The following is a 26,438-nucleotide window of genomic DNA, read 5'->3' on the forward strand; positions in this document are numbered from 1 at the left end:
GCTCGATGGGTGCCGACTGTTGGCACGGCAATGCCAGTAGATCCACGCCATGCGTGGATGCTTTGCATTGGATCAACCGATGCTCGTGCGATCCCGGCCGTCACTCTTCGCACGGTACAACGCGCGGTCGGCGCGCTGGTACAGCAGCGCCGGGGTCCGGTCGTCGGCATCCAGCTCCACCAGGCCTGCGCTGAAGGTCACGCGCAGGCCGTCCACGCCAGCCCAGTCGGAATGGTCGTGGAACAGGCCGCGCAGGCGTGCGCACAGCTGTGCGGCTTCTTCCAGGCGGGTGTCGTTGAGCAGCAGCGCGAATTCTTCGCCGCCGGTTCGCGCCGGCAGGTCCGAGTCACGGCAGGCGGCGGCGATCACCGTTGCCACCTGCACCAGCACCGCATCGCCGATGCTGTGGCTGTGGCGGTCGTTGACGTCCTTGAAGTGGTCGATGTCGAGCACCACCAGGCACAGCGGATGGCCACTGCGCTGCGAGCGGGCGAAATCGCGCGCCAGGGTTTCATCAAAGGCACGACGGTTGGCCAGGCCGGTCAGCGCGTCTTCGCGCGCCTGGCGCTCGAAGGCCTCGGCCTGCCGCGCCAACCGTTCGGCCAATTCGGTCTTTTCCTGGTTCAGCGCCTGCAGGTGCACGGTCTTGGCCTGCAGGTCGAAAGTGGCCTCGTCCACACGCCGCGCCAGGCGCAGGTTGCTGGCCTTCAGCTGCTGCAGCAGCAACCGGTACAACGCCACCAGCGCGGCCAGCAGCAGCAGGCCTCCCAGCGCCTGCACGCTGCGTCGCTGCCACCAGAACGGCTCCACGGTGAAGCTCCACACTGCTTCCTGCTGCGCCCAGCTGCCGCCTGGATGCGCCGCCGCAACGTGCAGGGTGTAATCACCCGGCGGCAGGCCAACGAATTCGACACTGCGCTGCGGGCCGCGCTCGACCCAGCCGGCATCCAGTCCGTCCAGCCGGGTGCGGTAGCGGATGCGATCGGACATGAGGTAGCTCAGGCCGACATAGCTCACCGCCAGCCGGCGCCCGCCGGGGATGTAGTTGCGCTCGGGGCCTTCCCAGTGCACCGGCGCGCCATCCACCTGCACGCTTTCGATCGCTGCCGGTGGCGAGGGGCGTTCGCGGAAACGCTGCAGGCGCTGCGGATCCACCGTACTCAGGCCACCAGCGGTGACCACCCAGAACGTGCCGTCCTGGCGCAGGATCGCCGATGGGCTGGAGCTGCCGTTGGCCTGCGCGTTGGCCATGCCATCGATCTCGTTGTAGCGCTCCACCACCACCCGCGGCGCGCGCCCGTCGGCAACCGCATTGAGCGTGGCCATGTCGGTGCGCAGCACGCCGCGGTTGCTGCTGATCCAGACGTTGCCCAGGCGGTCCGGCACCAGCTGGAACACCGCGTCCACCGGCATGCCCTGCTCCAGCCCGACCCGCGCCAGCGTTCCGTGCTGCCAGCGGTACAGGCCGCGGTCGCTGCTGATCCACATCGCATCGCCCAGCTGGTGGAAACCGAACACGCTGCGGCCACCGCCCAACGGTGCAAGGTCGATCGACTGCACGCGATCGCCGCGCAGCACGCGGATGCCTTCGATGGTGCCGATCCACAGATTGCCCTGGTGGTCATGCTCGAGCGCGGTGATCAGGCCGCTGGGCATGCCCGGCACGCTCGATACCTGCACGCGGTCGCCGTCGATGCGTACCACCCCCTTCTGCGTGCCGGCCCAGACCACGCCCTGCGGGTCGACGCTGATCGCACGGATGTTGCCGCCAGGCATGCCGTCGGCCGCTGCGTAGGTGTGGCGCAGGCGACCATCGCGGCCCAGCCGGTAGACGCCATCGCCGAAGGTGCCGACCCACAGGTCACCGTCCGGGCCCTGCGCCAGGCTCAATACCGACGGTGCCTTGCCACCGCGGTTGTGCAGCGGCACCGCGCGAAAGCGACCGTCCGCCGCCTGCAGGTCCAGGCCGCTGGCACTGCCCACCCACAGCTGGCGGTCGCGATCCTCGAACACAGTGCGCACGTAGTCGCCACTGAGCCCGTCGCGCTCGGTGTAGCTGCTGAACAGCGTTTCGCGCAGGCGGTACAAGCCGCCGTTGGCACCCACCCAGATGCTGCCCTCGGCATCCTCGCGCAGGCTGACCACGCGTCCGCCCGGCAGGTTCAGGCCAGCCGGCAACCGCTCCAGGCCATGTGAGGAGATGCGCAGCAGCCCCTGGTTCTCGGTGCCCAGCCACAGGTCGCCATGGCGGTCCTGCAGCATCGAGGTCAGATGCAACTGGCCCGGCAGGCGATGCACCAGCACCAGTTGATCGTCCTCCACGCGGTACAGGCGCTCGCCGGCGACGATCCACAACGCGCCGTCCGGAGCCCGGTATGGCCATGACAGGCCACTGCCCGCGCCCAGTCCCCAGGCCGCCGGCGCACGCTTGAGCACACCATCGTTGTCGCGCAGCACCAGCCCGTCGAGTGTGCCGATCCAGACCCGGTCCTGTGCGTCGACCACCAGCTTGGTGAAGCTCATCGCCAACGGCAGGTCAGCCGCCGGCGCCTGATAGACAATGCCCTTGTCCGCGGCCAGGTAGCCGATGCCCTTGCCCTCGTACAGCAGCCACAGCCGCCCCTGGCTGTCCATCTGCATGGACTGGATCAGCACCTGCGGGGTACCGGCCTGATGCTCCCAGACCCGCCACTGGCCGTCGCTGCCGCGATGGCTGACGTTGCCGCGTGAATCACTGATCCACAATCCGCCCTGGCGGTCGACCAGCAGCGCGCCGATGCCGTTGTCGCGCAGTCCCGGTCGGGTACTGCGGTCGAACACGGTGAAATCCAGGCCGTTGTAACGCACCAGGCCTTCCCAGGTGGCAAACCACAGGTGGCCTTCAGGGGTCTGCGCGATGTCCCGGAGCGAGTTGTGAGGCAAGCCGTTGCGCGAGGTCCATACATCGATGGCGTAGTCGCGCAGCGGCGGTGCGCCCTCCTGCGCCACCGCCGGCAGGGACAGCATCAGCAGCAGACACAGCAGGCCCTGCCGCAATGCCCGACCGAATCCCGTGCCACAGCGCTCCACCCAGCGCTCGTTGTCCCCCTGTCCGCCCATCAGCGCAGCGGCGGTGGCCAGGTGCGGCTGCCAGGCCTGGCAGCGTGCGGGAACGGCCGGGCAACGCGGTACGGCATGCCGGCGGGTACGGGCTGGCTCATTGAAGAGGAACTGGGGAAGTACGCAGATGATAGGCGAAACCCCGCCCCCGGCGTCACCGCTCGGGGACGGCGATAGTCAGCCGCCGCGCCCCGGTGGCGTCACCTGCGCGCTGGCCGGCCACTGCACCACCGCTTCCAGCCCACCTTCGGCACGGTTGCGCAGCCACAGGCGAGCACCATCCTTTTCGGCCAAGGCGCGGGCGATGGTCAGGCCCAGCCCGGCACCGCCGGTCTCGCGCGAACGCGAGGTCTCCACCCGCACGAAGGGGTCGAATACCGCCTCCAGCTGATCTTCGGCCAGGCCGGGGCCATCATCGGCCACCACCACGGTGATGGCGCCACCACTGCGCTCGACCCGTACCCGCACCCGGTAGGCATACATCACCGCGTTGTCCACCAGGTTGGAGAACAAGCGGTGCATGGCCAGCGGACGCAGCATCAGCACCGCCCCGCTGCCGCCTTCGAAGACCACATCGCCACCGCCCTCGGCCGTGTCTTCGACGATGCTTTCCAGCAGCGAATCCAGGTCCAGCGCGGCGCGCTGCTCGGCACTCTCAGCGCTGCGGGCCAGCTCCAGGCCTTCGCGCACCAGTGCCTGCATCGCTGCCAGATCGCCAATCAGGCGTTCGCGCAGGGTCTCGTCGCTGACGTTCTCCAGGCGCAGGCGCAGCCGGGTCAGAGGCGTCTGCAGGTCATGGGTGATCGCCGCCAGCATCTGCGTGCGTTCGGCCAGGTGCCGCTGCAGGCGGTGCTGCATGGCATTGAAGGCCTCGGCAGCGCGCTGCACTTCACGCGGACCGCGCAGGGGCAGCGGATCGCGCTGCAGGTCGTCGCCAAGATCTTCGGCCGCCGCCGCCAGTTCCTGCAGCGGTGCGCTGGCCATGCGCGCGACGATGTACGCCAGTACGGCAATCGCCAGCACCAGCAGGGTCAGGAACCACGGGTCGACGGCGAGAATGCCGTTGTGCGCCACGGCCGGCGAATCCAGCGCCAGCTTCAGCAGCGTGCCGTCGTTGAGGGTCACGTCCACCGCGCGGCACTTGGGCGGGATGAACGCCGGATCACGCTCGCGCGGACGCTTGCGGTGCCCGGGCGGTGGTGGCGGCAACAGGTCCTGCAGCTTGGGAATGCAGGAGCGGAACGAGGCGAAGTGCACGTGTGCACGCGACACCGGGCCCGGCCGGTCATCCAGCACTTCCATCAACGCGGTATCGGCCCGCCCCAGGCGTGCACCCGGTTGCAGCGCACGCACGCTCGGCCCGCCAATCTCGAGCAGGCGCTCGCGCAGTTCGGGGTTGCCATCGAGCAGGTTGACGTAGCCCTGCAGGCGATCGGCGATGCGGTTCAGGTTCTGCCGCTCGAATTCCTGCTGACGCTTGGAGGTGGCCAGCATGGTCGCGCCGATCGCGGCCACGCTCATGCCCAGCAGCAGGATCACGAACAAGCGCCCGACCATCGAGGACATGAAGTGGCGCAGGCGCTTCATCGCGGCTTATTCCAGGTTGACGGCCGAGGCCAGCACGTAGCCTTCGTTGCGCACGGTCTTGATCAGCCCGTCCGGGCCGCCGTCATCACCGAGCTTGTTGCGCAGGCGGCTGACCTGCAGGTCGATCGCACGGTCCTGCGCCTCGTAGTTGCGGCCACTGCTGAGCGCGACCAGCTGCTCGCGCGACAGCACCTTGTTGGCATGCGCGATGAACACCCGCAGCAGGCGGAATTCGGCGCCGGACAGCACCACCACGCGGTCATCCGGGTCCACCAGGTGACGATGTTCCAGATCGAACACCCAGCGCGAGAAGCGCGCGCGGCGCACCGCCAGCGGCTCAAGGTTGGCCGGCAGCGCCTCGGTCCGGCGCAGCACGTTGCGGATCCGCGCCAGCAGCTCGCGTGGTTCGAACGGCTTGGCCAGGTAGTCGTCGGCGCCCATTTCCAGGCCCAGCACGCGATCGATCGGCTCGGCGCGTGCGGTCAGCATGATCACCGGCGTGTTCGAACGCGCGCGCAGGTCGCGGCACAGGGTCAGGCCATCTTCGCGGGGCAGGTTGAGGTCGAGCACGATCAGGTCCACATGCTCACGGTCCAGCAGCTGCCGCATGGCGGTGCCATCGGCCGCGGTGCTCACCTGGTAGCCGGCACGGCCGAGCTGCTCGGCCAGCAGGGTGCGGATGTCGTTGTCGTCGTCGACGATCAGCAGTCGATGCATCGGGTTTTCAGTCTCCATGTCGCGATCATCCCGTGTCGGCAGCTGAACCGCATCCGGGGCAATGCGTACCAGTGTATCCAGCCATGGGCGGGATACCTGTGGTTACGCGTATTCACCGACAGTGTTACATAGAGACATACCCTGAGGATTGAGCCGTCCATCGCCCGGTCTTCACAATGCCCCCCAACGCCGCCACCGCGGCCCCGAGAGTGAAGCCACGACGTGACGTTCCGCCTGTTGCCTGCGACCCGCCGAGGCCGCCTGATACTGATCGCCCTGCTCGCCCTGATCGTCGCCGTGGCCGCCTGGTGGCTGCTGCGCAAGCCCGCCGCCCCGGCGGTCGCCGCCACCCCGGTCAGCCGTGGTGACATCGAGCAGACGGTGGAGGCCACCGGCGTGATCGACGCCTACAAGCTGGTCAGCGTCGGTGCGCAGGCGTCGGGCCAGATCAAATCGCTGAAGGTGCAGCTGGGCGATACCGTGAAGGAAGGCGACCTGATCGCCGAGATCGACGCCACCACCCAGCAGAACCAGGTGCTCAATGCGCAGGCCTCGCTGGACCAGGTCACCGCCCAGCGCGCCGTGCAGCAGGCCACCCTGCGCCAGGCCGAACTGGAATTCGCGCGCCAGCAGCAGATGCTGGCAGCCGAGGCCACCTCGCGCCAGGAATACGATGCCGCCGAAGCACAGCTGAAGACCGCACGTGCCCAGCTGCAGTCCTACGAGGCACAGATCAAGGGCCGCGAGACCGAGCTGGGCACCGCCCGCGCCAACCTGGCCTACACCCGCATCACTGCGCCGATGGATGGCACCGTGGTGGCGGTGGTGGCCGAGGAAGGCCGCACCGTGAACGCCAACCAGACCGCACCGACCATCGTCATGCTGGCGCGGCTGGACGTGGTCACCGTCAATGCCGAAATTTCCGAAGCCGACGTGGTCAAGATCAAGGCCGGCATGCCGGTGTACTTCACCACGCTGGGCGATCCGGACCGCAAGTACCACGCCACGCTGCGCCAGATCAATCCGGCGCCGGCCTCGATCGCCAACGAGAGTTCGTCCAGTTCCAGCAGCTCGTCCAGTTCCAGTTCCAGCAGCGCGGTCTACTACAACGCACTGTTCGACGTGGAGAATCCGGATGGCACCCTGCGCATCGACATGACTGCGCAGGTCTCGGTGCTGTTGAAGCAGGCCAAGGGCGTACTGATGGTGCCGGCGGTTGCACTGGGGCCGAAGCGTCGTGGCGACGAGCGCATGGTGCGGGTGCTGGATGGCAACGGCCAGCCGCAGCCGCGCAAGGTCACCGTCGGCATCAACAACGGCGCCTCGGCCGAGATCCTGTCCGGATTGAAGGAAGGCGAGCGCGTGGTGGTCGGCGAAGCCGGGGCGGCCGGTGCCAGCGCCAGCGGTGGCAACCGCGGCGGCATGCAGATGCGGGTCGGCGGCCCGGGCATGGGGCGCCGATGAGCACGATGGCGCCGCTGCTGCGCCTGCGCGACCTGCGACGCGAATTCCCGGCCGGCGACGATGTGATCGCCGTGCTGCGCGACGTCAATCTCGACATCCACGCCGGTGAGATGGTGGCCATTGTCGGCCAATCCGGCTCGGGCAAGTCGACGCTGATGAACATCCTCGGCTGCCTCGACCGCCCCACTCGTGGCAGCTACCAGGTGGCCGGCCGCGAAACCGGGAAGATGGAACCGGACGAGCTGGCCGAACTGCGCCGCGAGCATTTTGGCTTCATCTTCCAGCGCTATCACCTGCTGGGCGACCTCGATGCGCGTGGCAACGTGGAGGTGCCGGCGGTGTATGCCGGCAGCCCCGGCCCGGTGCGCAACGCGCGTGCCGAGCAGCTGCTGCAGCGGTTGGGCCTGAGTGACCGCATGCATCACAAGCCGGGCCAGCTGTCCGGTGGCCAGCAGCAGCGCGTGTCGATCGCGCGCGCCTTGATGAACGGCGGCGAGGTGATCCTGGCCGACGAACCGACCGGTGCGCTCGACACGAAATCGGGTGAGGAAGTGATGGCGATCCTCGGCGAGCTGCACGCCGAAGGCCACACCATCATCATCGTCACCCATGACATGAGCGTGGCCGAGCACGCGCAGCGCATCATCGAGATCCGCGACGGCGAGATCATTGCCGACCGCGCCAACCCGAACGCGCCGACCTACCGGGCGCAGCGCGAGGCCAGCACCGGCGTCGCCCGCGGCAACAGCTGGCGCGCCGCCCGCGACCGCTTCACCGAAGCGTTCCGCATGGCGCTGCTGGCGATGAACGCACACCGCCTGCGCACCTTCCTGACCATGCTCGGCATCATCATCGGCATCGCCTCGGTGGTTTCGGTGGTCGCGCTGGGCAACGGCTCGCAGCAGCAGATCCTGCAGAACATCAGTGCGCTGGGTACCAATACCATCGACGTCTACCCCGGCCGCGGGTTCGGCGACATGCGCTCGGCCCGCGTGCAGACGCTCAAGGCCAGTGATGCCGATGCGCTGGCCCGGCAGAGCTACGTCGACAGCTCCACGCCCAGCGTATCGACCTCGGTCACCGCGCGTTACCGCAACCAGTCCTCCACCGCCCAGGTCAGCGGCGTTGGCGAGCAGTTCTTCCGGGTCAAGGGCGTGACCCTGCTCAGTGGCAGCTTCTTCGACAGTGACGCGGTGAAAGGCCTCGGCCAGGTCGCAGTGATCGACGAGAACACCCAGACCCAGTTCTTCCCCGATACCGACCCGATCGGCCAGGTGATCCTGCTCGGCAACGTGCCGGCGCGCGTGGTCGGCGTGGCCAAGCGCCAGAGCTTCGGGTTCGGCGGCAGCACCAGCCTGAGCGTGTGGCTGCCCTACACCACGGTGATGTCGCGCATGCTCGGCCAGAGCCACGTGTCCAGCATCACCGTGCGCGTGGACGACGCCACGCCGATGGATGCGGCGCAGGAAGCGATCACCCGCCTGTTGACGATGCGCCATGGCACCGAGGACTTCTTCCTCAGCAACAGCGCCGAGATCCGCCAGACCATCGAGCAGACCACGCGCACGATGACCCTGCTGATCGGCGCCATCGCTGCCATCGCGCTGCTGGTGGGCGGCATCGGCGTGATGAACATCATGCTGGTGTCGGTGACCGAACGTACCCGCGAGATCGGCGTGCGCATGGCCGTCGGTGCACGGCAGAGTGATATCCGCCAGCAGTTCCTGATTGAAGCGGTGCTGGTGTGCCTGCTCGGTGGCCTGCTCGGTATCGGCCTGGCCCTGCTGCTGGGCTCGATGATCGGCCGTTTCGCCAGCGACTTCCAGGTGCTGTTCTCCACCGCCTCGATCGTGGCCGCGTTCGCCTGCTCGACCCTGATCGGCGTGGCGTTCGGCTTCCTGCCCGCGCGCAATGCCGCGCAGCTCGACCCGGTGGAGGCCCTGGCCCGCGAATGAAGATGATGACCCCACTTCCCTTCCCTGCTCCCTCGCGCCTGCTGCTGGCGGGCGCCGTACTGCTCGCCCTGTCCGGCTGCGCATCGATGGGCCGCTATCCGGTGGCAGACCCCAGCGTGGCGGCTGCCTATGGGCGTGGCGATGCCAGCCTCAACGCACCGGCCGATGAGCCACGCAGCAGCCTGGATACCCCCGGCCGCGACATCCGCCAGGACACCTGGTGGACCGGCTTCGGCGATGAGCGCCTGGACCGCCTGGTGGCACAGGCGCTGGCCGCCAACAGCGACCTGGCCGCTGCCGGTCTGGCCGTCCAGCGTTCGCGCCTGCAGGCCGGCCTGGCCAGCAACGCGCTGTGGCCGCAGCCCTCGTCCTCGGGCGTAAGCGGCAGCGCCAGCCGCGCCACCGACCAGACAGACGACTGGCGCCGCAGTTATTCCACCGGCGTGTCGCTGGGCTGGGAGGTCGACCTGTGGGGCCGCCTGCGCACCCAGCGCGACATTGCCCGCTGGGAAGCCGAGGCCAGTGAGGAAGACCGCCAGAACACCGCGCTGCTGGTAATCGGCGACAGCATCACCCAGTACTGGACGCTGGCCTATCTCAACCAGTCGATCGCCACCGGCCAGGCCAACCTGGAGCGGCTGGAGCGTACCCGGGAACTGGTGCAGGCACGCTTCGACGCCGGTGCGGTGTCGCGCCTGGAAGTGCGCCAGGCGCTGCAGAACCTGCAGTCGCAGCGGGCCTCGCAGAGCGCACTGGAACAGCAGCGTGTGGAAGTGCGCAATGCGCTGACGGTCCTGCTGGACGGCACGCCGTGGCCGCAGCAGGACGAACCGCAGGACCTGCTCGGCGCTCGCAGCCCAAGCATTGCCGAGGGCCTGCCGACCGACCTGCTTGGCCGCCGTCCCGACCTGCGCGCGGCCGAACTGCGGCTGCGCAACAGCCTGAAGACCATCAAGGTCACTGCCACCCAGTACTACCCGGCGCTGAGCCTCACTGGCAGCCTTGGCTCCAGTGCGACCTCGCTGGGTGACGTGCTGCGCAACCCGGTGGCCACCCTGGGCGCCGGCCTGTCGCTGCCGTTCCTCAACCTGCAGCGCGCACAGCTGGATACCGATATCGCCGGCACCGCGTACCAGATTGCTGCAACCAATTTCCGCAAGACGCTGTACACCGCGCTTTCGGAAGTGGACAACGCACTCTCGGCACGCGAGCAGCTGGTCCGCCAGGTCGCCGCCTCGCAGGCCTCGTACGACGAAGCGGTGGAAGTTGAACGCGCGCAGGAAGTGCGCTACCGCGTGGGCGCCACCGACCTGCGCACCTGGCTGGAAGCACAGCAGACCCGGCGCGACGCCGAGCTGTCGCTGGCGCGTGTGCGCCAGGGCCAGCTGAACAACGACGTGACGTTGTTCAAGGCACTGGGCGGCAGCGCGGGGTAAGGCGGCGGGAGCGCCAACCAAGGTTGGCGACTACCGGTAGGTGCCGACCTTGGTCGACACGGCCGATCCACGCCATGCGTGAATCGGATCGCCGGTAGCGCCGGGCCATGCCCGGCGAAGCAATCCGCCGGGCATGGCCCGGCGCTACCGGAAAGCCGATCAACCGCGCTGGCGCACGGCCTCGAACAGGCTGACGCCGGCGGCGACGGAGACGTTCAGGCTCTCGATCTCACCCGGCATCGGGATCTTGACCAGGCCATCGCAGTTCTCGCGGGTCAGGCGGCGCAGGCCGTCGGCTTCGCCGCCCAACACCAGCGCGATGTTGCCCTTCAGGTCCAGCTGGTACAACGAGGCGGTGGCTTCACCGGCCAGGCCGTAGATCCACACACCCTGCTTCTGCAGGTCCTTCAGGCAGCGCGACAGGTTGGTCACCGCCACCACCGGAATGAGGTCGGCGGCACCGGCCGAGGTCTTGCGCACCGTGGCATTCACCGACGCCGACTTGTCCTTGGGAATGATCACCGCGGTGGCGCCGGCCGCGGCAGCCGAACGCAGGCACGCGCCGAGATTGTGCGGGTCCTGCACCTCGTCCAGCACCAGCAGCAGGGCCTTGCCTTCGGCGGCCGTGACCAGGCCTTCCAGCTCGTTCTCACTGTAGGTGCGGGCCGCGGCATAGCGTGCGGCCACGCCCTGGTGACGTACCGAACCGCCCACGCCGTCCAGCGCCTGGCTGTTGACCTTGCGCACGTCGATGCCCTTGCGGCGGGCGTTTTCCTCGATCTCGGTCAGCCGCGGGTTCTTTGCACCGGCCTCGACCAGCACTTCGCGGACGTTCTCGGCGTCGTTCTCGATGGAGGAGGCGACGGCGTTGACGCCGACGATCCACTGGCTGTTCTTGCTCATGCGGGGGCCGAACCGGATAGGGGGTGGCTATGGTAGAGCATCGGCGCCGACCGCGCTGCGCGCTCGCCGGGCACGGCCCGGCGCTACCCGCCGCTCAGCCTTCGGCGGAGCGGCTGCGTGGCGGCCAGTGCGGGGTGTCGTGGTCGGGGTGCTGGTGGGACACGATCGTGGCCAGGAATTCCAAGGCCGCGATGTCCTCCTCCGTGCGCCGCGCCGGCAGGCTGGACAGGCTGTCGACGAACCCCAGCTTGCGCTCCACCCCGTACTGGATCGTCGGCGGCAGGCGTTCGGGTTGGTCAAAGGCACCAGCGGCCACGGCCACGCCGTCGGGGGCTTCATAGGTCAACGGGGTACCGCAGTCGGCGCAGAAGCCACGCCGCACCACGTTGGACGACTGGAAATAGCGCGGCTGCCCGCGGGTCCAGCTGAACTGCACGCCGCGCACCGAGACCAGCGGCGCGTAGTAGGCACCAAACGCCTTCTGGCACATCCGGCAATGGCAGATCGAACTGTCGGTCAGTTCACCGCGCGCCTGGAAGCGGATCGCGCCACACTGGCAGCCGCCGCTGTATTCGGGTTGGCCCTGCATGGTGGGTTCCTCCGTAACGTCGTGCCCACCAAGGTTGGCACCTACCAGGTGAGGTAGGTGCCGACCGTTGGTCGGCACACCTTTCAATACTTCTTTTTCGTGCGCTTGGTCGGCTTGCCACGCTCGGGCAGCGGCGGCAGGCCGTCACCTTCTTCCTCGCCCTTGTGCTCGACCAGGCGGAAGTCGATCTTGCGCTCCTCCATGCTGGCCTTCAGCACCAGAATGCGTACCTGGTCACCCAACCGGTAGCTGCTGCCACGGCGCTCACCGGTCAGCGTCTTGCGGGTCGCATCGAACTTGTAATAGTCCTGCGGCAACTGGGTCACGTGGACCAGGCCCTGCACCTTCGAATCGGCCAGCTCAACGAACAGACCGAAGCTGGTCACGCCACTGATCACGCCATCGAACTGGCCACCCACGTGCTTTTCCATCCACGCCGCGCGGTAGCGTTCGTCGACTTCGCGTTCGGCCTCGTCGGCACGACGCTCGCGCTCGGAACACTGCAGCGCCAACGCCGCCATCTCGCGCGCGTTGTAGGTGAACTTGTCCAGCGGCTTGCCGGACAACGCGTGCTTGATCGCGCGATGCACCAGCAGGTCGGGATAGCGGCGGATCGGCGAGGTGAAGTGCGCGTACGCCTCCAGTGCCAGGCCGAAATGACCGTTGTTGTCCGGGCTGTACACGGCCAGGCTCTGGCTGCGCAGCAGCACCGACTCCAGCAGCGTTGCATCGGGGCGATCGCGGATCTTCTTCAGCAACTTGGTGTAATCGCCCGGGCGCACCTTCGACCACGGCGGCAGGCTCAGCTTGAATTCCTTCAGGAACTCCAGCAGGTCGGCGTACTTGGTCTCCGGCGGCTTCTCATGCACACGGTACGGGGCCGGCACATGGCGCGACAGCAGGTACTTCGCTGCCTCCACGTTGGCCGCGATCATGCATTCCTCGATCAGCTTGTGTGCGTCGTTGCGCACCAGCATCCCGGCCTGGGTCACTTCGCCACGGTTGTCCAGAACGAAGCGTACTTCGCTGCTCTCGAACTCGATGGCGCCGCGCTTGGCGCGCGCCTTGGCCAGCACCTTGTACAGTTGGTGCAGGCGCTGCACCTGCGGCAGCAGGTCGCCGATGAACGCCTTCGCGCCAGCATCGTCCTCGCCCACCGCCTGCCAGACCTGGGTGTAGGTCAGGCGTGCGTGCGAATTCATCACCGCTTCGTAGAAGCGCGAGTGGGAAACCACGCCATCACGGTCGATCTGCATGTCGCAGACGAAGCACATGCGATCGACCTTCGGCATCAGCGAGCAGATACCGTTGGACAGGGTCTCCGGCAGCATCGGCACCACGAAGCCCGGGAAGTACACCGAGGTCGCACGCTTCTGCGCTTCCTCGTCCAGCGGCGTGCCGGGGCGCACGTAGTTGGAGACATCGGCAATGGCCACCACCAGGCGGAAGCCATCGGCGTTCGGCTCGCAGTACACCGCGTCGTCAAAATCCTTGGCGTCCTCGCCATCGATGGTGACCAGCGGCGTGCTGCGCAGGTCGACGCGGTCGCCAATCATCGCCGGTTCCACCACCAGCGGCACCGATGCGGCTTCGTCCAGCACCTCCTGCGGGAACTCGAACGGCAGTTCGTGGCCGTGGATGGCGGTCTCCACCACCAGCGAGGCGGTCAGCTTGTCGCCGAGCACCGCGATGATGCGACCGATCGGCGGGCGCCGGCTGTCCGGGGCCTGGGTCAATTCGCAGACCACCAGCTGGCCGTCGCGTGCGCCACCGGTCTGGTCCGGCGGTACCTGCACGTTGCGCTGGATGCGCTTGTCATCGGGCACCACGTAATTGATGCCCATCTCGATGCTGAAGCGACCGATCAGGCGGGTCATGCCACGTTCCAGCACGCGGGCGATGCTGCCCTCGCGACGGCCACGGTGGTCGATGCCGGTGACGCGGGCGAGCACCTTGTCGCCGTGCATCACCTTGCGCATTTCATACGGCGGCAGGAACAGGTCGTCGCCGCCCTCGACCGGGCGCAGGAAGCCGAACCCTTCCGGGTTGGCGATCACCACACCCGTGACCAGGTTGAGGGTCTGGATCGGCGCGAAGCCGCCGCGGCGGTTCTGCACCAGCTGGCCGTCACGGACCATGGCGCCGAGCCGGCGCGACAGCGCCTCGGCACGGTCAGGCGCGCCCAAGCCCAGGCGTGCACCCAGCTCCTCGGCAGTCTGCGGTCCTTCGCAACGCTCGAGCAGGGCCAGGATGGCTTCGCGACTGGCGATGGGTTGTTCGTATTTCTCTGCTTCGCGGGCGGCATAGGGATCGTCGATCACTTTGCCGGTCGGCGGCAGCTTGCGGCCCGGGGCCGGGCCCGGCGCCTCAGTGCTGCGGATCCTGCGGCCACGTGGCGGAGCGCCACCGTCGGCCAGTTCCGGGAGCCAGCCCGGCAGCGGCTTGCCCGGCTTGGTGGTGCGGGCTGCGCCCGCCTTGGCGCCCTTCTTCGGGGCCTGGCTGCGGGACGTGGTCCCGCCCTTGCTTGGTTTTTTGGTAGTCATCGCCCTACATGGTAGCCGTTGATGGCGTGCAGAACGGGTCAGCGCGCCTTTTGAAGAACCTGCATGAGAAATTTGAGGGAAGTCGTTGACAGGCTGCCAATTCATCTTCACAATTGCGCCTCTGGAACGCCCAGGTGGCGGAATTGGTAGACGCACTAGTTTCAGGTACTAGCGGGTAAAACCGTGGAGGTTCGAGTCCTCTCCTGGGCACCAACGAAAAAACTCCTCGCTTCGGCGGGGATTTTTTTTGCCCGGAATCCGGCTCTGACCCCGGCACCGGGGCGGATCCCTTCCTGCGAAGAAAAGGCTCTGGCCCCATCGCCAGAATCCATCGCGGGATTCATCCAGAAGTGTTGACACCCCCGTAACAACACCCCATAATTCTCCTCCTCGACGCCCAGATGGCGGAATTGGTAGACGCACTAGCTTCAGGTGCTAGCGGGGGCAACTTCGTGGAGGTTCGAGTCCTCTTCTGGGCACCATGTCGAGAAAGAAAACAACCCGCGCAAGCGGGTTTTTTCTTGTCTGTGATCCGGGGCGCGTAGAGTCAAGCTTGCTCAACTCTACAAAGGCGGACCGCGGTGTTCGCCGGGCCATGCGCGGCGACCTCCATCAGAACAACGGCCGCAGCACCAGCTCCAGCCCGAGCAGCAGCAGGAACCCGAGGAAACACGCGCGGAACACGCGTGCGCTGATCCGCTGCCGGATCACCTGCCCCAGCCACATGCCCAGCAGTGCCGGCACCACCGCCAACGCGCTCAGGCCCAGCTGCTGGATACCGAACGCGCCATGCAGCACCAGACCTGTCGTCAGTGAAATCGTCGACACGGTGAACGCCAGCCCGAGCGCCTGCACCAGCTCTTCGCGCTGCAGCCCCAGCGATTGCAGGTACGGCACCGCCGGCATCACGAACACGCCGGTCGCACCAGTCACCATGCCGGACAGTGCACCCACCAGCGGCCCCAGCCAGCGTTCGCGCCGTTCTGGCACGCGGAACACCGGTGCAAACAGCGCGTACGCGGCATAGATCACCAGCGCCATGCCCAAGGCCACGCGCGACCAGGTGCGATCCACCCGTACCAGCAGCGCGGCCGAACCCAGCGTCACCACCACCACGGCCAGCATCATCGGCCACAGCCGCCGCACGATGGGCCCCAGCGACGGGCCCGACAACAACTGCCACGCGTTGGTGACAAAGGTGGGAATGAACAGCATCGAGGCCGCCGCCACCGGCGACAGCGCGCTGCCCAGCAGGCCCATCGCCACCGTCGGAAGGCCCATGCCGGTCACACCCTTGACCACGCCCGCCAGCACGAACACCGCCACCAGCAGAAAATAGAAGTACGTCGTTTCGTTCATGCCGTCATTGGATCGGGCAGGCCATCGGCGCACAATGCGGTCTTCCCGACCCTGCCTTCGGTTGAACCGAAGGCTCTGGTGTCACGAGGAGGACAACACATGCGGATGGACATTGCCGACCTGCGCCTGTTCCTGGCCATCGCCGAAGCGGGCAGCATCACGGCCGGTGCATCACAGGCAAACCTGGCACTGGGCTCTGCCAGCGAACGCCTGCGCGCCATCGAAGCCGACGCCGGCACAGCCCTGCTGACCCGGCACCCGCGCGGGGTCAGCCTCACTGAAGCCGGTGCCGCCCTCGCCCACCATGCGCGGTTGATCGTGCAGCAGCAGGCGCAGCTGCGCGGCGAAATGCAGGCGTTCGCCCATGGCGCGCGCGGCACCCTGCACCTGTACGCCAATACCGCCGCACTGACCAACTACCTGCCGTCGCGGCTGGCCCCCTGGCTGGCCGAACGGCCGCGACTGCATGTAGAACTGCTGGAACGCACCAGCCCTGAGGTTGTACGCGCGATCAGTGCCGGCCAGGCCGAGGCCGGCATCATCAGCGACGCGGTCGACGCTGACGGACTGCAGCAGCACGTGGTTGCCGAAGATCCGCTGATGCTGCTGCTGCCGGCCGATCACCGCTTCGCCCCGCAGCGCACGCTGGCGTTCGCGGACGTGGCGGGCGAGACCTTCGTCGCGCTGGCCGACGGCAACGCACTGCAGACCTACATCGAAGACCAGGCCCGCGACATTGGTCGCCGCCTCGACGTCCGCATCCGCATGAAAACCTTCGAAGGCGTGTGCATCATGATCGGCCACGGCATCGGCCTCGGTATCGTACCGCGCTCCATCGCCCGCCAGCATCGGCGCAGTACGCATACCGTTGCAGTGCCGCTTGCCGATGCGTGGGCACAGCGTCGCCTGTGCGCCTGTTTCCCACACTGGAAAGCGCTTTCGCCGCCAATGCGCAGCCTGCTGCTTCACCTCGGCGTCGAAGCAGAAAAAAAAGTGTGAAACAGTGTTGACACATCCGCTGCCATGCCGCAAAATTCTTCTCCTGAGTCGCCCAGGTGGCGGAATTGGTAGACGCACTAGCTTCAGGTGCTAGCGGGGGCAACTTCGTGGAGGTTCGAGTCCTCTCCTGGGCACCATGACTCAGCAAATGATCAAACCCGCGCAAGCGGGTTTTTTCATGCCTGCGGTTTGGGATGCGCGATGCATTGCGATTGCCGCTCAGTGTGTCGTATCCGGCACCTCCCTGGCAGCCATCTGCTCGTGCGAGCTCCCACCGGCGCGTCGCTATCACGCCCTGAGCGACAACCTTTTCGGGATCCATTCCACGTTTCGTTCGAATTCGTACTTCTCCTAGACGGAATCCACTCGCGATTCCTCGCCCCCGGCAGGCAGATTCTCGGATGCCGGGTGCAGCTACCCCACCATGCCCTGCCCCTGCGCGCCTTCCCCCAACAAAGGACGCTCCATGCAGCGCAGCATCATCTGCCCCCACTGCCACACTGCCTCCAACCACGGCGTAAGCGTCTGCGTTGGATGCCAGGCCGAAGTCCACTATGGCGCTTCCAGAGAAGCGTACGCGGTTGTTTCTGTTGCCGCCCTTGTCTGCGGCGCATTCATCGGCAGCCACCTGCAGGCCACTGCCGGCTGGGTCAGCGGCGGCGTCGTGCTTGTGGCAGGAATGTGGGCGCTGGCCCAGCTGTTCCGCGATCGCGTGGTTTTCAAGCGCGTATATCGCACACGCTAGACTCGCACCAATGCGCTTGGCCTGGATGTCCTTCGGTACGCCACCTGACAGACATGGCCTGGCGTTGACAGCAACGCGCAAACAAAAACCCCGCCTTCCGGCGGGGTTTTGTTTTTCATCGACAATGATCGATCAGTGCCCACCGCCCGCCGAGGCCGCACCCGCACCGGCACCGAACGGCGGCTTGGCCAGCCACAGGAAGGTGATGATCGCCAGGAAGATCCAGCCCAGCAGGAAGAAGATGTCGTTGAAGCCCATCTGCGAGGCCTGGTGGTTGATCATGTTGTTCAGTACCGCCGCGCCATGCTGCAGGTCGCCCTGCCCCATCGCCGCTACCTGGTCCTGCATGCCCGGCTGGTAGGCCGAGATGTGCTCGGTCAGGTCCGCATGGTGCACCTGGGTACGGCGCGCCCACAGCCACGTCGTCAACGATGCCGCGAAGCTGCCGCCCAGCGTACGCAGGAACGTGGCCAGGCCGGAGCCCGCCGCGATCTCGCGGCCATCCAGGTCCGACAGCAGGATCTGCAACACCGGCATGAAGAACAAGGCCACGCCGATACCCATGATCAACTGCACGCCGGCCACGTGCTGGAAGTCCACCTGCAGGTTGAAGCCAGAGCGCAGGAAGCTGGTCATCGACAGGAACACGAAGGCGATGGTTGCCAGCATGCGCATGTCGAAGCGCGAGGCGTACTTGCCCACGAACGGGGTCATGATCACCGGCAGGATGCCGATCGGCGCCGTCGCCAGGCCCGCCCAGATCGCGGTGTAGCCCATGTCACGCTGCAGCCACTGCGGAATCAGCAGGGCCACGCTGAAGAACGCCGCGTAAGCCACTACCATCGCCAGCGTACCGGCGCGGAAGTTGCGATGCCGGAACAGCTTCAGGTCGACGATCGGATCCTTGTCGGTCAGTTCCCAGATCAGGAACACCGTCAGCGTGACCACTGCCACACACGCCAGCACTACGATCTTCATCGACGAGAACCAGTCCTCGTCATTGCCCAGGTCGAGTACCAGCTGCAGCGCACCGACGCCGATCACCAGCGTGACCAGGCCGACGTAGTCCATCTTCGGCTTCTCGATCTGCTCCGGGCGCCCCTTCAACTGGTTGCCTACCACCAGCGCGGCAAAGATGCCCAGCGGCACGTTGATCAGGAAGATCCATTCCCAGCTGTAGTTGTCGGTGATCCAACCACCGAGGATCGGGCCGCAGATCGGCGCCACCACCGTGATCATCGCCAGCAGCGCCAGCGCCTGTCCGCGTTTTTCGCGGGGATAGATCGAGACCAGCAGCGACTGCGTGATCGGGTACATCGGGCCGGCCACGAAGCCCTGCAGCGCGCGCGACAGCACCAGCATGCCCATGCTCTGCGCCAGGCCGCACAGCAGCGAAGTGATGACGAACGCCAGCGTGGCCCAGACGAACAGCTTGCGTTCGCCGAAGCGGCGGCTGAGCCAGCCGGTCAGGGGCAGCGCGATGGCCGTGCTGACCGCGAACGAGGTGATGACCCACGTCGCCTGCTGCGAACTGGCACCGAGATTACCGGCGATGGTGGGCAGCGAGACGTTGGCGATGGTGGTGTCGAGCACCTGCATGAACGACGCCATCGCCAGGCCCACGGTGCACAGGGCGACGCTGGGCGGCAGGAACCCGGAGGCCGCACCCGACGCCGCCGGGGCGCCCGGAGCACCGGGCGCGGCTGGAGCTTGTGCGGACATGGCGACCTCAGCCCACCTTCGCCTGCTGCGGCAGGTTGCCCTGGATGATCGTGTGGATCACCTCGTCGGCATCATGCAGCTGCTTGGCATACACGTCGGTGTCGAACACCGTGCCCTTGGCCGGGGTGCTCGGCAGCACTTCACCCTTCTGGTCGCGCAGGCTCACTTCGGCCTTCATCGACAGGCCGATGCGCAGCGGGTGCTCGGCCAGCTGCTTGGCATCGATGGCGATGCGCACCGGCACGCGCTGCACGATCTTGATCCAGTTGCCGCTGGCGTTCTGCGCCGGCAGCAGCGAGAACGCCGAACCGGTACCCAGGCCCAGGCTGTCGATGCGGCCCTTGTACTTCACGTCGCCGGCATACAGGTCCGACTTCAGCTCCACTTCCTGGCCCAGGCGCATGTGGCGCAGCTGGGTTTCCTTGAAGTTGGCCTCGACCCACATCTGCTCGGTCGGCACCACCGCCATCAGTGCGTTGCCCGGCTGCACGCGCTGGCCGACCTGCACCGAACGACGGGCGACGTAGCCGGTGACCGGCGCGACGATGCCAGCGCGGGCGTTGTTGAGGAAGGCCTGGCGCAGCTGCGCGGCGGCAGCCTGCACATCCGGCTGGGTGGCGATCACGGTGTCGTCGACCAGCGCACGGTTGCGCTCGACGGTCTCGCGCGAACCGGCCACGGCCGCTTCGGCAGCGGCCAGCTCGTCACGGGCGTGCGCCAGTTCTTCGTTGGAGATGGCACCGGTGGTGGCCAGGTCCTTGCGGCGGGCGAAGTCGTCGCGCACACGCTTCAGGGTGACCTGGCGGGCGTTCAAGTCCGCCTGCGCACCTTCCACGCTGCGGTACAGGCCACGGGTCTGGCGCACGGTCTTGGCGAGGTTGGCTTCGGCCTGCTGCAGCGCTACTGCGGTGTCGGACGGATCCAGCTGCACCAGCAGCTGGCCGCGCTCCACGCGCATGCCGTCATCAGCGTTGATGGCGACCACGGTACCGGCCACCAGCGGGGTGATCTGCACCTGGTTGCCCTGCACGTAAGCGTCGTCGGTTTCTTCGAACCAACGGCCGAACATGAAGTACCACAACGCCAGTGCGGCAAGCAGCAGCACGACGATCACGAAAAGGCCGCGCAGCAGGTTGCCGCGGCGGTTGGGGGCGGCCGGGGCCGCGGTGTCTTGGGTCTGGCTCATGGCAGGGATCTTCAGGAATGCGAGGAATCGGAATGGGAGGCGAGCGGCGCGGCGTGATCGGCATCACTGGGCTGGAAACCACCGCCCAGCGCCTTGCTCAGGCGCACGGAGGTCTGCACCTGCTGCGACTGCAGGCCGGCCAGCTGCTGCTGTGACTGCAGCAGGGTGGACTGCGCGGTCAGCACGTCCAGGTAGCTGCCGATGCCAGCGCGATAGCGCTGCTGGGCCAGGTCGAAGGCCGAACGCGCGGTGTCCACCGCCTGCTGTTGCGCGTTCGACTGCTGCGCCAGTGAGCGCACCGCGTTGACCTGGTCGGCCACGTCGCGCAGTGCATCGAGCACGGTCTGGTTGTAGTTGGCAACCGCCAGGTCGTACTGCGCATCGGTGTTGGCCAGGTTGGCGCGCAGCTTGCCGCCTTCGAAGATCGGCAGGCTCAACGCCGGGCCGATGTAGGCGAAGGTGGAGCTGCTCTTCAGCAGATCGCCCACGTTCGGTGCGACGACGCCAGCCAGTGCGGTCAGGTTGAAGCTCGGGTAGAACTTGGTCCTGGCGACCTTGATCTGCTTGTCGGCCGCTTCCACCCGCCAGCGCGCGGCAACGATGTCCGGACGACGGCCGAGCAGCTCGCTGGGCAGCACGCCCGGCAGCTGGAGCGCCATCGGATTCAACGCCTGCGGACGCTGGATCGACAGGCCACGGTCCGGGCCCTTGCCGACCAGGGCAGCCAGCGCGGTGCGGGCGGCGTCGATGCGCTGCTGTGCGGCCAGCACCTGCTGCTGCGCGGCCGGCACGCGGGCCTCGGCCTGGCGCACCTGCAGATCGCTGTCGATGCCGGCACTGCGGCGCTGGCGGGTCAACTGCAGCGACTTCTGCGAGCGGGTCAGCTCTTCCTCGGCCACGTCGTTGAGCTGCCACGCGTAGGCCAGGTCGGCATAGGCCTGGGTGATGCCGGTGGACAGGTTCAGGCGCGCGGCCTGGGCTTCAACAGTGGCGGCATGCGCGCCATCCACGGCGGCTTCCCAAGCGGCGCGCTTGCCGCCCCACAGGTCCACGCCATAGCTGAAATCAAACGCGACCTGGCTGCTGCCAGCGTAATGGCCGCCCATCTCGCTGCCGGCCATCGACTCGGGCAGGCGCAGACCGGTGTAACCACCGGACACCGACAGGCTGGGCAGGCGATCGGCACGCGCGGTACCGACCTGCGACTGCGCCTGGCGCAGGCGCGCATCGGCAGCGTCCAGGCTCGGGTGGCCGGCCAGCCCCTCGGCGACCAGCGCGTCCAGCTGCGCATCGCCCAGTGCCTTCCACCAGTCCTGCGCCGGGAAGCCGGTGGCGCTCAGATCGGTGTCGGCCAGGGTGCGTTCGCTGTGCAGGCTGTCCACATCGAGCACGTGGCCCTGCGGGTTGAGGCCGCGGCTGCTGGCGCAGGCGGCCAAGGCCAGGGCCAGCGCTGATACCAACAGCGCGCGCCCGGACCGGCGGAGAGTGGAATGCGGGATCGGGTTCATGGGGTCGTCAGGGAATCGCGGATTCGGGTGAGGAGGGACAGCAGCTGCGTGCGTTCGTCGGCGGACAGGTCACGCAGGGCGTAATCCATCACCGCGTCGCCACGCAGCTTCAGCCGCGCCCACAGCGCGCGGCCTTCATCGGTCAGCACGATCTGCAGCGCACGCCGGTCCTGGGCATGCGGCTCGCGGCGTACGCAGCCCAGTGCCTCCAGCTTGTCCAGCAGACGGGTCACCGCACTGGGCACCTGGTCGATGGCCTGGGCCAGTTCATTGGCCGTGCACGGCGCCATGTTCGAAAGCACCTTCAACCCGATGTAGTGGGTGAAGCCGATGCCGAGGTCTTCTTCAGCCATGGAGGCGTCGAGTTGGCGGACCAGGCCATCGCGCACCTGGCGCAGCAGCAGGCCGAAGCTGGGGGGAGTGGTTGCAGGACAGATCATGGGGGAGCATTCTCTTCCAAAAAAAATATTTCTCAATGGAAATATTTGATCTGGCATCGAATGCTGTGTTGCAGCAGTGGGCTGGATCAGTGAAGGCGCTCACCTTAATGGCCCGCTCAGCTGGCCCGGTAGTACAATTCAGCCAATGGATGACACATTTCAGCCAGCGGATATGATGAACAAGGCAGAAATTCCCCCTCCCAAGCGCCTGCTGCGTGATGACGCACTGGACTGGTTCGAGCGCAATGACGGCCCTCCGGTTGTCGCTTTCCGCTTCGACAGCCCGCAGGGCCTGGTCCGTGAAGTGGACTGGCATCACCATCAGCGCGCACAGCTGATCTGTGTCGAGCGCGGCCTGTTGACCACCCGAACCTCGCACGGCACGTGGTCGCTGGCGCCGGGTTCGGCCGGCTGGATGCCGCCGCTGGAGCCGCATACGGTCACCCTAGACGGGCCATTACGTGGCTGGGGCATGGCGCTGGCCGCGCCCGCCTGCGCCACCCTGCCCTCCGACCCCTGCGTGCTGGGCCTGTCCAAGCTGGCGCAGGCGCTGGCCGACCGTATCTGCGAATGGCCGCTGGGCTATGCCACCACCCCTGAGCGCCAGCACATCATCGATGTACTGCTGGACGAGATCCGCACCGCACCGCGCCAGCGCATGCACCTGCCGATGCCGCACGACCGGCGCCTGCTGAAGATCGCCTCGCAGCTGCTGGCCGACCCGTCCGACGAGCGCAGCCTGGCCGAATGGGCGCACTGGGCGGGTCTGTCGCCGCGCAGCCTGACCCGCCACTTCCGCGACGAGACCACGCTCAGCTTCGCCCAGTGGCGGCAGCAGGCCCGCCTGTCCGAGGCGCTGCGCCAGCTGACCGACGGCCGCAGCGTGGCCGATATCGCCCACGCGCTGGGCTTCAGCAGCGCCAGCGCCTTCGTCACCGTGTTCCGCCGCCACTTCGGTTTGCCGCCCGGGCGCTACCTGGCGCGGGCCGGGCATGGCCTGGAAACCGGACTGGACCCTGCGCGCGGCTTGGCATCCCCGGCCGCATCCGGATAATCACAGGATTGCGAGCGGCGACCGCCGTCGCCGCCTCCCGACAATAGGTAACAACGCCGCATGACCGATCTTGCCCGCCCCGTGTTCCACGGATTCGAACAACTGCCGCTGCGCGAGTACGCAGAACGCGCCTACCTCGACTACTCGATGTACGTGGTCCTGGACCGTGCCCTGCCGTTCATCGGCGACGGCCTGAAGCCGGTACAGCGCCGCATCATCTATTCGATGAGCGAGCTGGGCCTGAATGCCGCGTCCAAGCCGAAGAAGTCCGCGCGCACCGTCGGTGACGTCATCGGTAAGTACCATCCGCATGGCGACAGCGCGTGCTACGAGGCGCTGGTGCTGATGGCGCAGCCGTTCTCGTACCGCTACCCGCTGATCGAGGGCCAGGGCAACTTCGGTTCCAGCGATGACCCGAAGTCGTTCGCGGCGATGCGTTACACCGAATCCAAGCTGACCCCGATCGCCGAAGTACTGCTGGGCGAACTGGGCCAGGGCACCACCGACTGGGCGCCGAACTTCGACGGCACCCTGCAGGAACCGACCTGGATGCCGGCGCGGCTGCCGCACCTGCTGCTGAACGGCACCACCGGCATCGCCGTAGGCATGGCCACCGACGTGCCGCCGCACAATCTCAACGAGATCGTCAGCGCGCTGCTGCACCTGCTGGACAACCCCGAGGCCAGCGTGCGCGACCTGTGCGAGCACGTGCAGGGACCGGACTACCCCTCCAGCGCCGAGATCATCACCGCGGCCAATGACCTGCGGAACATGTACGAGACCGGCAACGGCAGCGTGCGTGCGCGTGCGACCTTCACCAAGGAAGCCAACAACATCGTCGTCACCGCGCTGCCGTTCCAGGTGTCGCCGTCGAAGGTGATCGAGCAGATCGCCGCGCAGATGCGCGCCAAGAAGCTGCCGTGGCTGGAGGACATCCGCGATGAGTCCGACCATGCCAACCCGGTGCGCGTGGTGCTGGTGCCGCGTTCCAACCGTGTCGACGCCGAGCAGCTGATGGGCCACCTGTTCGCCACCACGGACATGGAGCGCAGCTACCGCGTCAACCTCAACGTGATCGGGCTGGACGGCCGTCCGCAGGTGAAGAACCTGAAGATGCTGCTCAGCGAATGGCTGGCGTTCCGCAGCAGCACCGTCACCCGCCGCCTGCAGCACCGCCTGCAGAAGGTCGAGCGCCGCCTGCACCTGTTGGAAGGCCTGCTGGTCGCCTTCCTCAACCTGGACGAGGTGATCCACATCATCCGGACCGAGGACGAACCGAAGGCGGCGCTGATCGCGCGCTTCGGCCTGTCCGACGACCAGGCCGAGTACATCCTGGAAACCAAGCTGAAGCAGCTGGCGCGCCTGGAAGAGATGAAGATCCGTGGCGAGCAGGACGAGCTGGCCAAGGAGCGCGAGAAGATCCTCGGCATCCTCGACAGCAAGACCAAGCTGAAGAAGCTGATCCGCGACGAACTGACCGCCGATGCCAGGAAGTTCGGCGACGCACGCCGTTCGCCGCTGGTGCAGCGCCAGGCCGCGCAGGCCATCGACGAGACCGAACTGGTGCCGAGCGAGCCGATGACCGTCGTGCTCTCGGAGAAGGGCTGGATCCGTGCCGCCAAGGGCCACGACGTCGATGCGTCCGCCCTGTCCTATCGCGATGGTGACGCCCTGCAGGGCGCGGTGCGTGCACGCAGCACCCAGCAGGTCGCGTTCCTCGACAGCGAGGGTCGCGCCTACTCGACGCCGGTACACACCCTGCCCTCCGCGCGTGGCAACGGTGAACCGCTCACCGGACGCTTCTCGCCGGCCGCGGGCACCAGCTTCGTGACCCTGGCCAGCGCCGAGCCGGACACCCGCTTCGTGCTGGCCTCCACCCACGGCTACGGCTTCGTCACCCGCTTCGAGAACCTGATCGGCCGCAACAAGGCCGGCAAGGCGATGCTGAACCTGTCAGCCGGTTCGACCGTGCTGACCCCGTCGGTGGTGGCCAACGTCGCCACCGACCGCATCGTGGCGGTGACCAGTTCCGGCAACCTGCTGGCAATCGCCGCCAACGACCTGCCGGAACTGGACAAGGGCAAGGGCAACAAGATCATCGAGATCCCGAAGGCCAAGCTCGCCACCGAACGCGTGGTCGCCATCGTGGCGATCAGCCCGGGCCAGACCCTTCAGGTGCGCAGTGGGCAGCGCACGATGGGCCTGAAGTTCAACGAGCTCGACGCCTACCTCGGCGCCCGCGCCACCCGCGGCCACCTGCTGCCGCGCGGCTGGCAGAAGGTGGAAGGGCTGTCGGTGGAGTAAGGGCTGGGGCCCTGCTCCTGGTGGGTGTCAACCTTGGTTGACACACCTTACCCCGGTAGACGCCAACCCCGGTTGGCGTTTTCCATCCCAATGGGGTCAGAGCCGTTTTCGTTGAAAACGGATCCGACCCTGGACACGAAAAAGCCGGGGCATTCCCCGGCTTTTTCGTTGTCGGCTGGCGGGCGGTGGAGCAGCTGGCGGGCGAAAGCTGGCTGGCGGTGCTCCGGTGCTGGCGGGCGACAGAACGCTGTGCTTCTGGTAGACCCGACCGCTGGTCGGCTGCCCTGCAAAAGCGGCCGACTAACAGTCGGCCCCACCGGGTCGGCGCGAGGCGCCGGCTCAGTGCGCCGGGGCGCCGTTGCCGTCGATCTTGCTCAGCTGGTACAGCTCCAGGCCGATGCGCTTGATCAGGCCCAACTGCTGTTCCAGCCACCAGGCATGGTCTTCCTCGGTGTCCTTCAGCTGCGCCAGCAGCATGTCGCGGCTCACGTAGTCACCCTTCTCCTCGCACAGCTTCATGCCGGCGGCGAGATTGTTCCGAACCGCGTATTCAGTATCCAGATCCTTCTGCAGCATCTCCTCCACGGTCTTGCCCGGCTCGGTGGCATGCGGGCGCATGTCCGGGTCGCCTCCGAGGAACAGGATCCGGCGCAGCAGCGCGTCGGCGTGCTGGGTTTCCTCTTCCATCTCGTGGTTCAGGCGTTCGTACAGCGCGAACAGGCCCTGGTCCTCGTAGCGGCGGGAATGGATGAAGTACTGGTCGCGGGCAGCGAGTTCGCCGCGCAGCAGTTCCTTCAGGCAGGCGATGACGTCCGGGTTGCCTTTCAT

Annotated in this window: 19 protein-coding genes and 3 tRNA genes; 10 read left to right on the forward strand and 12 right to left on the reverse strand. The window is 67.1% G+C overall.

Going from position 1 to position 26,438, the window contains the following annotated elements:
• Positions 1 to 72: 72 nt before the first annotated feature.
• The 3 genes from V9K93_RS01730 to V9K93_RS01740 form a co-directional block, all read right to left on the reverse strand.
• On the reverse strand, positions 73 to 3,099 hold the full coding sequence (locus tag V9K93_RS01730) for a two-component regulator propeller domain-containing protein (RefSeq protein ID WP_046983108.1): 3,027 nt from the start codon (positions 3,097 to 3,099) through the stop codon (positions 73 to 75).
• Positions 3,100 to 3,276: 177 nt separating this feature from the next.
• Positions 3,277 to 4,686, reverse strand: a complete 1,410-nt coding sequence (locus tag V9K93_RS01735) for an ATP-binding protein (protein ID WP_046983109.1) — start codon at positions 4,684 to 4,686, stop codon at positions 3,277 to 3,279.
• A 6-nt stretch (positions 4,687 to 4,692) separates the two neighbouring features.
• Positions 4,693 to 5,421, reverse strand: a complete 729-nt coding sequence (locus V9K93_RS01740) for a response regulator (protein WP_004151313.1) — start codon at positions 5,419 to 5,421, stop codon at positions 4,693 to 4,695.
• A 204-nt stretch (positions 5,422 to 5,625) separates the two neighbouring features.
• Between V9K93_RS01740 and V9K93_RS01745 the strand changes: the two genes are divergently transcribed.
• From V9K93_RS01745 to V9K93_RS01755, 3 genes are read left to right on the forward strand one after another with little or no spacing between them, the layout of a single operon-like run.
• Positions 5,626 to 6,867 carry an efflux RND transporter periplasmic adaptor subunit gene (locus tag V9K93_RS01745; RefSeq protein WP_337301991.1) on the forward strand — a complete coding sequence of 414 codons (1,242 nt, stop codon included), beginning with the start codon at positions 5,626 to 5,628 and terminating at the stop codon, positions 6,865 to 6,867.
• Positions 6,864 to 8,822, forward strand: a complete 1,959-nt coding sequence (locus V9K93_RS01750) for a MacB family efflux pump subunit (protein ID WP_337301992.1) — start codon at positions 6,864 to 6,866, stop codon at positions 8,820 to 8,822. Before V9K93_RS01745 ends, V9K93_RS01750 begins: the two co-directional genes overlap by 4 nt.
• Positions 8,819 to 10,258 carry a TolC family protein gene (locus tag V9K93_RS01755; RefSeq protein WP_337301993.1) on the forward strand — a complete coding sequence of 480 codons (1,440 nt, stop codon included), beginning with the start codon at positions 8,819 to 8,821 and terminating at the stop codon, positions 10,256 to 10,258. Before V9K93_RS01750 ends, V9K93_RS01755 begins: the two co-directional genes overlap by 4 nt.
• Before the next feature lie 159 nt (positions 10,259 to 10,417).
• Here V9K93_RS01755 and rlmB read toward each other — a convergent pair whose 3' ends face one another.
• The 3 genes from rlmB to rnr all read right to left on the reverse strand — a co-directional run bounded on the left by rlmB (position 10,418) and on the right by rnr (position 14,293).
• The gene (rlmB, locus tag V9K93_RS01760) at positions 10,418 to 11,161 is read right to left on the reverse strand and encodes a 23S rRNA (guanosine(2251)-2'-O)-methyltransferase RlmB (protein ID WP_012510538.1); all 744 of its coding nucleotides are present in this window, start codon (positions 11,159 to 11,161) and stop codon (positions 10,418 to 10,420) included.
• Positions 11,162 to 11,255: 94 nt separating this feature from the next.
• Positions 11,256 to 11,750, reverse strand: coding sequence for a GFA family protein (locus V9K93_RS01765; RefSeq protein ID WP_046983113.1), 495 nt, complete (start codon positions 11,748 to 11,750; stop codon positions 11,256 to 11,258).
• 83 nt (positions 11,751 to 11,833) lie between these two features.
• Positions 11,834 to 14,293 (reverse strand): ribonuclease R, encoded by a 2,460-nt coding sequence (gene rnr / locus V9K93_RS01770; RefSeq protein WP_046983114.1) that lies wholly within the window; start codon positions 14,291 to 14,293, stop codon positions 11,834 to 11,836.
• A gap of 128 nt (positions 14,294 to 14,421) precedes the next feature.
• On the opposite strand from rnr, the gene V9K93_RS01775 reads away from it, so the two are divergent.
• Positions 14,422 to 14,506, forward strand: a tRNA-Leu gene (locus tag V9K93_RS01775).
• Positions 14,507 to 14,688: 182 nt separating this feature from the next.
• A tRNA-Leu gene (locus tag V9K93_RS01780) sits at positions 14,689 to 14,775 on the forward strand.
• Positions 14,776 to 14,905: 130 nt separating this feature from the next.
• On the opposite strand, the gene V9K93_RS01785 is transcribed toward V9K93_RS01780, so the two are convergent.
• Positions 14,906 to 15,652 carry a sulfite exporter TauE/SafE family protein gene (locus V9K93_RS01785; RefSeq protein ID WP_065722395.1) on the reverse strand — a complete coding sequence of 249 codons (747 nt, stop codon included), beginning with the start codon at positions 15,650 to 15,652 and terminating at the stop codon, positions 14,906 to 14,908.
• Between the two features lie 99 nt (positions 15,653 to 15,751).
• Here V9K93_RS01785 and V9K93_RS01790 point away from each other — a divergent pair, with 99 nt between their 5' ends.
• The 3 genes from V9K93_RS01790 to V9K93_RS01800 all read left to right on the forward strand — a co-directional run bounded on the left by V9K93_RS01790 (position 15,752) and on the right by V9K93_RS01800 (position 17,396).
• Positions 15,752 to 16,651 (forward strand): LysR family transcriptional regulator, encoded by a 900-nt coding sequence (locus V9K93_RS01790; RefSeq protein WP_136638648.1) that lies wholly within the window; start codon positions 15,752 to 15,754, stop codon positions 16,649 to 16,651.
• Between the two features lie 50 nt (positions 16,652 to 16,701).
• Positions 16,702 to 16,788, forward strand: a tRNA-Leu gene (locus V9K93_RS01795).
• Between the two features lie 329 nt (positions 16,789 to 17,117).
• On the forward strand, positions 17,118 to 17,396 hold the full coding sequence (locus V9K93_RS01800; protein WP_136638649.1) for a hypothetical protein: 279 nt from the start codon (positions 17,118 to 17,120) through the stop codon (positions 17,394 to 17,396).
• A 132-nt stretch (positions 17,397 to 17,528) separates the two neighbouring features.
• Here the strand turns inward: V9K93_RS01800 and emrB are convergent, their stop codons facing one another.
• Genes emrB through emrR form a run of 4 tightly spaced genes read right to left on the reverse strand, consistent with a single transcriptional unit; the run spans position 17,529 to position 22,252 of the window.
• Positions 17,529 to 19,118: a multidrug efflux MFS transporter permease subunit EmrB gene (gene emrB, locus V9K93_RS01805; RefSeq protein ID WP_046983117.1), complete on the reverse strand. Its 1,590-nt coding sequence runs from the start codon at positions 19,116 to 19,118 to the stop codon at positions 17,529 to 17,531.
• 7 nt (positions 19,119 to 19,125) lie between these two features.
• Positions 19,126 to 20,304, reverse strand: a complete 1,179-nt coding sequence (gene emrA, locus V9K93_RS01810) for a multidrug efflux MFS transporter periplasmic adaptor subunit EmrA (protein ID WP_046983118.1) — start codon at positions 20,302 to 20,304, stop codon at positions 19,126 to 19,128.
• 11 nt (positions 20,305 to 20,315) lie between these two features.
• Positions 20,316 to 21,812 carry a multidrug efflux transporter outer membrane subunit EmrC gene (emrC, locus tag V9K93_RS01815; RefSeq protein WP_046983119.1) on the reverse strand — a complete coding sequence of 499 codons (1,497 nt, stop codon included), beginning with the start codon at positions 21,810 to 21,812 and terminating at the stop codon, positions 20,316 to 20,318.
• Positions 21,809 to 22,252, reverse strand: a complete 444-nt coding sequence (gene emrR, locus V9K93_RS01820) for a multidrug efflux system transcriptional regulator EmrR (protein ID WP_025877626.1) — start codon at positions 22,250 to 22,252, stop codon at positions 21,809 to 21,811. The genes emrC and emrR overlap by 4 nt, the downstream gene beginning before the upstream one ends.
• Before the next feature lie 172 nt (positions 22,253 to 22,424).
• Here emrR and V9K93_RS01825 point away from each other — a divergent pair, with 172 nt between their 5' ends.
• The gene (locus tag V9K93_RS01825; protein ID WP_049456750.1) at positions 22,425 to 23,306 is read left to right on the forward strand and encodes a helix-turn-helix domain-containing protein; all 882 of its coding nucleotides are present in this window, start codon (positions 22,425 to 22,427) and stop codon (positions 23,304 to 23,306) included.
• A 60-nt stretch (positions 23,307 to 23,366) separates the two neighbouring features.
• On the forward strand, positions 23,367 to 25,610 hold the full coding sequence (gene parC / locus V9K93_RS01830) for a DNA topoisomerase IV subunit A (protein ID WP_046983121.1): 2,244 nt from the start codon (positions 23,367 to 23,369) through the stop codon (positions 25,608 to 25,610).
• Positions 25,611 to 25,949: 339 nt separating this feature from the next.
• On the opposite strand, the gene bfr is transcribed toward parC, so the two are convergent.
• Positions 25,950 to 26,438, reverse strand: coding sequence for a bacterioferritin (gene bfr / locus V9K93_RS01835; RefSeq protein WP_004151115.1), 489 nt, complete (start codon positions 26,436 to 26,438; stop codon positions 25,950 to 25,952).

It is taken from the genome of Stenotrophomonas sp. CCNWLW162, from assembly GCF_037203745.1.
Classification (GTDB): domain Bacteria; phylum Pseudomonadota; class Gammaproteobacteria; order Xanthomonadales; family Xanthomonadaceae; genus Stenotrophomonas; species Stenotrophomonas maltophilia_AQ.

Bases quoted from the DNA above. Each gene is read 5' to 3' on its own strand.
- V9K93_RS01730 (WP_046983108.1), bottom strand. From the start codon at position 3,099: ATGGGCGGACAGGGGGACAACGAGCGCTGGGTGGAGCGCTGTGGCACG.
- V9K93_RS01735 (WP_046983109.1), bottom strand. From the start codon at position 4,686: ATGAAGCGCCTGCGCCACTTCATGTCCTCGATGGTCGGGCGCTTGTTC.
- V9K93_RS01740 (WP_004151313.1), bottom strand. From the start codon at position 5,421: ATGGAGACTGAAAACCCGATGCATCGACTGCTGATCGTCGACGACGAC.
- V9K93_RS01750 (WP_337301992.1), top strand. From the start codon at position 6,864: ATGAGCACGATGGCGCCGCTGCTGCGCCTGCGCGACCTGCGACGCGAA.
- V9K93_RS01755 (WP_337301993.1), top strand. From the start codon at position 8,819: ATGAAGATGATGACCCCACTTCCCTTCCCTGCTCCCTCGCGCCTGCTG.
- rlmB (WP_012510538.1), bottom strand. From the start codon at position 11,161: ATGAGCAAGAACAGCCAGTGGATCGTCGGCGTCAACGCCGTCGCCTCC.
- V9K93_RS01765 (WP_046983113.1), bottom strand. From the start codon at position 11,750: ATGCAGGGCCAACCCGAATACAGCGGCGGCTGCCAGTGTGGCGCGATC.
- rnr (WP_046983114.1), bottom strand. From the start codon at position 14,293: ATGACTACCAAAAAACCAAGCAAGGGCGGGACCACGTCCCGCAGCCAG.
- V9K93_RS01785 (WP_065722395.1), bottom strand. From the start codon at position 15,652: ATGAACGAAACGACGTACTTCTATTTTCTGCTGGTGGCGGTGTTCGTG.
- V9K93_RS01790 (WP_136638648.1), top strand. From the start codon at position 15,752: ATGCGGATGGACATTGCCGACCTGCGCCTGTTCCTGGCCATCGCCGAA.
- V9K93_RS01800 (WP_136638649.1), top strand. From the start codon at position 17,118: ATGCAGCGCAGCATCATCTGCCCCCACTGCCACACTGCCTCCAACCAC.
- emrB (WP_046983117.1), bottom strand. From the start codon at position 19,118: ATGTCCGCACAAGCTCCAGCCGCGCCCGGTGCTCCGGGCGCCCCGGCG.
- emrA (WP_046983118.1), bottom strand. From the start codon at position 20,304: ATGAGCCAGACCCAAGACACCGCGGCCCCGGCCGCCCCCAACCGCCGC.
- emrC (WP_046983119.1), bottom strand. From the start codon at position 21,812: ATGAACCCGATCCCGCATTCCACTCTCCGCCGGTCCGGGCGCGCGCTG.
- emrR (WP_025877626.1), bottom strand. From the start codon at position 22,252: ATGATCTGTCCTGCAACCACTCCCCCCAGCTTCGGCCTGCTGCTGCGC.
- V9K93_RS01825 (WP_049456750.1), top strand. From the start codon at position 22,425: ATGATGAACAAGGCAGAAATTCCCCCTCCCAAGCGCCTGCTGCGTGAT.
- parC (WP_046983121.1), top strand. From the start codon at position 23,367: ATGACCGATCTTGCCCGCCCCGTGTTCCACGGATTCGAACAACTGCCG.
- bfr (WP_004151115.1), bottom strand. From the start codon at position 26,438: ATGAAAGGCAACCCGGACGTCATCGCCTGCCTGAAGGAACTGCTGCGC.